This is a genomic window from Photobacterium sanguinicancri, assembly GCF_002265265.1.
GTDB classification, from domain to species: domain Bacteria; phylum Pseudomonadota; class Gammaproteobacteria; order Enterobacterales; family Vibrionaceae; genus Photobacterium; species Photobacterium sanguinicancri.
This window is the reverse complement of sequence record NZ_NOIF01000257.1, coordinates 1-5,081: the sequence shown is the minus strand read 5'-3', so window position 1 is coordinate 5,081 and position 5,081 is coordinate 1. Positions and strand designations below refer to the sequence as shown.

Annotated in this window: 5 protein-coding genes; all 5 read left to right on the top strand. The window is 42.9% G+C overall.

From position 1 onward, the window contains the following. The first annotated feature begins 342 nt into the window (after positions 1–342). The 5 genes from ASV53_RS22540 to ASV53_RS22520 all read left to right on the top strand — a co-directional run bounded on the left by ASV53_RS22540 (position 343) and on the right by ASV53_RS22520 (position 4,881). On the top strand, positions 343–717 hold the full coding sequence (locus ASV53_RS22540; RefSeq protein WP_094958769.1) for a hypothetical protein: 375 nt from the start codon (positions 343–345) through the stop codon (positions 715–717). Between the two features lie 471 nt (positions 718–1,188). After that, positions 1,189–2,415, top strand: coding sequence for a carbohydrate porin (locus ASV53_RS22535; RefSeq protein WP_205049223.1), 1,227 nt, complete (start codon positions 1,189–1,191; stop codon positions 2,413–2,415). Between the two features lie 300 nt (positions 2,416–2,715). Then, positions 2,716–3,819 (top strand): NADH:flavin oxidoreductase, encoded by a 1,104-nt coding sequence (locus tag ASV53_RS22530; RefSeq protein WP_094958767.1) that lies wholly within the window; start codon positions 2,716–2,718, stop codon positions 3,817–3,819. 228 nt (positions 3,820–4,047) lie between these two features. After that, complete coding sequence (locus tag ASV53_RS22525; protein WP_141226296.1) at positions 4,048–4,674, top strand: hypothetical protein; 627 nt, start codon at positions 4,048–4,050, stop codon at positions 4,672–4,674. A 6-nt stretch (positions 4,675–4,680) separates the two neighbouring features. Further along, on the top strand, positions 4,681–4,881 hold the full coding sequence (locus tag ASV53_RS22520; protein WP_094958765.1) for a hypothetical protein: 201 nt from the start codon (positions 4,681–4,683) through the stop codon (positions 4,879–4,881). Positions 4,882–5,081 lie beyond the last annotated feature (200 nt).

The following is a 5,081-nucleotide window of genomic DNA, read 5'->3' as shown; positions in this document are numbered from 1 at the left end:
GAGTTATCTCATAAGATCAGAATGTAGTAGAAAATCTAGGATAAATAATTGAGAGCCTCGTGAAAGCTAGGGTCAGGTATTGATCTTTGCCAAATTGAACCTTGGCTTACTTTTTCTTATCTGAAACGGTTAGTCAAAGAAAATAAGCTAAATCATTTTTGTCCATTTACTTTCTAAGCCACAAATCATCTTTTTAGTATTAACAGAGCGATCAACATTCCCTCACTCTGCGCCTTGCCCAAGATCATTTACTGCAATCCAGCTTTCAATGTTTATTGAGATAGTATTTTGCGAGAAAACGCGCATAATCTTGCTATACAACACTCAAAGAAGAAATTACTTATGACTGATTTTCAATATTACTTTCATCAACTACCTTGTTTTAATTGTAAAAAAACCACAGTAAGCACTGATCTTGGTTGGTTAACTGTGGCGATGAAAGATGATGTCTTAGCGCAAGTGGCTGCGATTATCGAGCAAGGCAACGTTCAGCCAGATCTTTCGGTGAACGTGACTTGTACTAAAGACGAAGCGCGTGATTACTTATTGCTGAACTTCTACGGTTACTCAGAAGAAGAACTAGCCGATCAAGTTGAAGCGGAAGAAGAGCAAGAAGTCGCGGATGAAATCGCAGGTCTACTGGCAGACGGTAGCGAGACTGCAGTTTTTGAACACGAAATCGCACTACAAAGCTGTACTGATTGCGACATTGATTAAGAGCTAAACTAAGCGTAATCATTAAACGTAAACATGTGTATTTAAGGCGTTAGCAGACTATAGTTTGCTAACGCCTTTTTCGTTTCTGCGCGTTTATTCTTTGATCGCTTTCTTAGGGGTTAGCAAAGGCATGTTCCACTGCAATATCGGTCTCAGAAATAATAAGAATGTAAAGGGATAAGTGGCTAGATTTAACTAGAGGGATTATGTCCCGTATAAAAGTAACGTTCTTTTATTTAATGCGTTGATACTAAAGGTTTTGTTAGAGAAATAGCCGTTATATTTTCTAGTTTGTTACCTACTTTCAGCAAGCTAACTGGACGATTTTCAAGATGAATCGCAGCCATAATCATCTTAGCTTAACCACTTTCGGAATGCCTTATGAATGTAAATAAATATCCTCAGATATTGCTCCCATTTTTACCTGTTCAAACATGCGGTAAAGCCTTTCTTTTGAGCGTTAGCATTGTAATGGCGATGTATCCATCGGCAACGTTAGCGGGTGCAAACTTTGGTAGCCCGAATACTGTCGATAATACTCTGGCGGAGAATACTAGAGAAAAAAGGAGCTGGCGCGAAAACTTAGCTGAGCGGCATAATCTTACCTTTGGCCTAGATTATCAGGCACTTGGGCTCAGCGCGTCGGATCCGGTAGCGGGAGGGAAAGGCGAGGCATCTTCGGGTGTCGCCCGTTTTTATGGTTCATGGAACCTCGTTGGATTAGAAACGGGAAATAGTGGAGGAATAGTGTGGAAGGTTGAGCATCGCCATGGTTATGGTGATATGACACCGAAAGAATTTGCTTTCCAAGGTAACTTTACTGGGGCAGGTAACGGAATTGGTTATGGTGGCATGATTGGCCCTGCGTATAGTGACCAAGGTGCTCGCTTAACTAATTTGTATTGGAAACAGAAGCTTAATGATGGCAATACCTCGTTTATTGTGGGTTATTTAGATACCACGGATTATGTGGATGTGTATGCTTTAGCAAGCCCGTGGAATGGTTTTACTAATCTTGCATTCAGTACAGGTGCGGGGGCAATAGGCTTACCTGATGACGGTATTCTTGGGTTGGCTGTAGGCCATATGATAACAGACAACGTTTACACCATAGTGGGTGTAGCTGATGGTAAAGGTAAGTCTGATGCACCTCAAGATGGCTTTGACACCTTGTTTAATGATCACAAGCTTTTTAGCACATTCGAATTGGGTTGGACTGCCTCAAAAGAACAGATTTATACGGATAATATCCACGTGACTTTTTGGCATTTAGATGGAGGGACTCAGCATAGTTTAGTGAATGGCGGTAGTGGGCAGGGCGTTAACTTTTCTGCCAGTTTTATGGTTACACCCCAGATAATGCCGTTCCTGCGTGGTGGCTTCTCGAAGGGGGATGTTGCGCTCTACGATAGCTCTATCACTGCGGGTGTTGGGTATTTTGGCCTTGGCGGCGAGAAAAACGATCTTGGGTTTGCTTTCAACTGGAGCGAAGTGAATGAAGACTTTTCTTCTGTGATGAAAGGCATCAACTCGGTCTCGGATCCTAGCCAGTCTCAGCTGACGAGTGAGCTTTATTACAAAATGCTACTCGGCGATTTTGTCGAATTAACCCCTAATCTTCAATACATCAACGATCCCGCTTTTTCTAATGAAAGCAGCACATGGGTCGTCGGTATTAGGGCTCGTTTCGTTATTTAGCGTCCACTTTATTTACATCTAGTGTCATCGGTAGGGTTGATGACCTGAGGTGCTGTGAGCCTGAAAACCAGCTCTGTCGTGAATGGCGACAAAGGTCATTCAAAAATCCTGTTCGTCATGGTAATTCCCTACATTCTTTAGTGATATATCTCACACTAACTTAATCCAGATTAAGGTTTTTCCTTGTTTTTAGCGTCAGTATGGCGGCTATTCATCGCACTCGGTATTAGCACTCGCCATTAGAAGTGAGCATTACTGGAGGATAGATGATTCCCTACACACGATTTGAGAGGACTGGACTTGAGCATTTTGTTTTCACAAGGCCGTATTGGCAACATGACCCTGAAGAACCGCTTTGTACGCAGCGCGACATGGGAAAATATGGCAACAGAAGATGGTCACATGACGGATAAGCTGTACGCCATCTACGAAGAACTTGCGCAAGGAGAAGTCGGTTTAATCGTGACTGGCTACGCGAACATTGTTGAAGAAGAAAAGCCCAACGCCGGCATGATGGGCATGTATAACGATTCTTTTATCGACGAGTACAAAAAGCTGACTGAGTTAGTACACACTAATGACTCTAAAATCGTGATGCAATTGGCGTACGGTGGCACAATAACGACCTATAACGTCGGTGAACGAATTATTTTTGCCCCAAGTGATGTACCTGAAATGGGGACGAAAACCCAGGGTAAAGCCATGACCAAAGACGAGATTGATTATATCGTTGAGGCATTTGCTCAGGCCAGCCGTCGCGCACAAGAATCCGGTTTTGATGGGGTAGAAATTCATGCTGCGCACACTTACCTGATCAACCAGTTCTTAAGCCCTTATTACAACCGTCGAGAAGACCAATACGGTGGTAGCTTAGAGAACCGTATGCGTTTTCTGGTCGAGATCTACACGGCAATCCGCAAACTGGTGGGGGATGATTTCCCTATTCTAGTGAAATTAACGGCAACCGAATTTTTTGAAGGTGGTTTAACCTTCGATGAAACGCGCATTATCTGTAAGCAGCTAGAAGCGATTGGTGTCGATGCGATCATCATCTCGGGCAACATTCACGGTAAAGCCAATGACATGATCGGCCAGCAGTTTGATGGCTATACCTTGCAAGAAGAAGGCTATTTCCATCAATATGGCGACGTGATCAGTCAGGATGTCAGTGTACCAGTGATCACTGTGGGGGGCTTAAGCGATGTTGATGCGATTGAAGCCATTGCAGAGAACACCAATATTCAGTATTTCGCATTATCACGTCCATTACTGGCAGAACCGCATTTGATTAAACGCTGGCAAAGTGGCGATAAAGCCGAAGTTGATTGCGAACGTTGCTCTAAGTGTCGTACCCGTCGCGGTAACTTCTGCGTGGTGTACAAAAAACGTAAAAAAGTAGCGTAAAGCACGTGAGTCTAGAATGTGTGCGCTAAGCGTGAATAAAGAAAGGTGCCAATGGCACCTTTTTTATTGATTCGCCATATTAGGCTTCAGCTAATGTTTTGTCTTTGGTTGTTGCTTGTTGAATCGCCTATTTTTCGACGTCACTCGAATAATGTATTTTTAAAGCAGTTTCTGATGAAAGGGAATTTTATGATGTCTGCTTGTTAATAGTTTTGCATGGGCAATGGAATGGCGATTACAGTATTAAATAGTAATGAAAGGCATAAGTTAGAGCGGTTGTGTAATACGCGATCAAATTGGACCGATGGCGGTCACTGGATGGGGCCAGGAAGTGCTCCCGATTGCTATAAATCGCAAATATCACGAAACCGTTTATCAAAAGTTCTTACTTTTGATTCAGATGAAGCGGCATTTAAGTGGAATGCGGAATGTAACAAACAAATACGTATTATTAGCCATGCCGGAACTATTGGATTAAACATAGCGATTGCATTTATTCCATTTGGCGCTATTTCCAAGATATCGAGCGAACTGGCAAAATTATGGGTGTCTGTTGCCGTGGGAACAACAACAAGTATTGCTTACGGTGAGCTAATGGCTCAAATACCGTACCCTGAGGTCGCTAAAGGGTGGAAAGTACAAATTGATTTTGACCATGAAATGCATTGGAAACCAGTGAAGTCAGGTCGTAACAGCTTTAAGCAAAAGTTGACGATAACATCTTATGATTTAGATGGAAAAGCACGGTATCAAGCATCAACGGTGAGCGAGTTCCGTCTTACCGATCTTCCTAAAGGGTTGGCTGAAAAGCTAGTTAGTATGCCGAACCGTAAAGTAACCAAGAGTTATGAGTGAGATGTTATGGAGCCGGGTAAGCAGCAATTAAGTTGGAAATGGCCATTGGCCTATGGCATAGGTATGCCTGCGGGGGCGTATTTCGGTCAATTCTTTTGGCGTGTTTTTCGAGATAGGCCTTTAGACGAATTAACAACACTCCCTGTCATCGGGCTTTATATCGCTAGTGGGATAGCAATTGTATTGCTCAAGCGGCTGACATCGTAACGATTGTGTGAAAGTCTATAGCCACTTATCTTTTCTTTAGTCTTTTCGCTAGATTAAAGCGAGGCTGATGTTTGTTGATAAGAAAAGTTTCATACGTACTTGCCGCTGTTTTTACAGCGGCTTTTTGTTTCTGGCAAAAGCATGTGTGAAAGCAGAGGCGAGCGGAGTCATCTATTGCTTTACTCTATATTTCTAGCTGT

Bases quoted from the DNA above. Each gene is read 5' to 3' on its own strand.
- ASV53_RS22540 (WP_094958769.1), top strand. From the start codon at position 343: ATGACTGATTTTCAATATTACTTTCATCAACTACCTTGTTTTAATTGT.
- ASV53_RS22535 (WP_205049223.1), top strand. From the start codon at position 1,189: ATGGCGATGTATCCATCGGCAACGTTAGCGGGTGCAAACTTTGGTAGC.
- ASV53_RS22525 (WP_141226296.1), top strand. From the start codon at position 4,048: ATGGCGATTACAGTATTAAATAGTAATGAAAGGCATAAGTTAGAGCGG.
- ASV53_RS22520 (WP_094958765.1), top strand. From the start codon at position 4,681: ATGGAGCCGGGTAAGCAGCAATTAAGTTGGAAATGGCCATTGGCCTAT.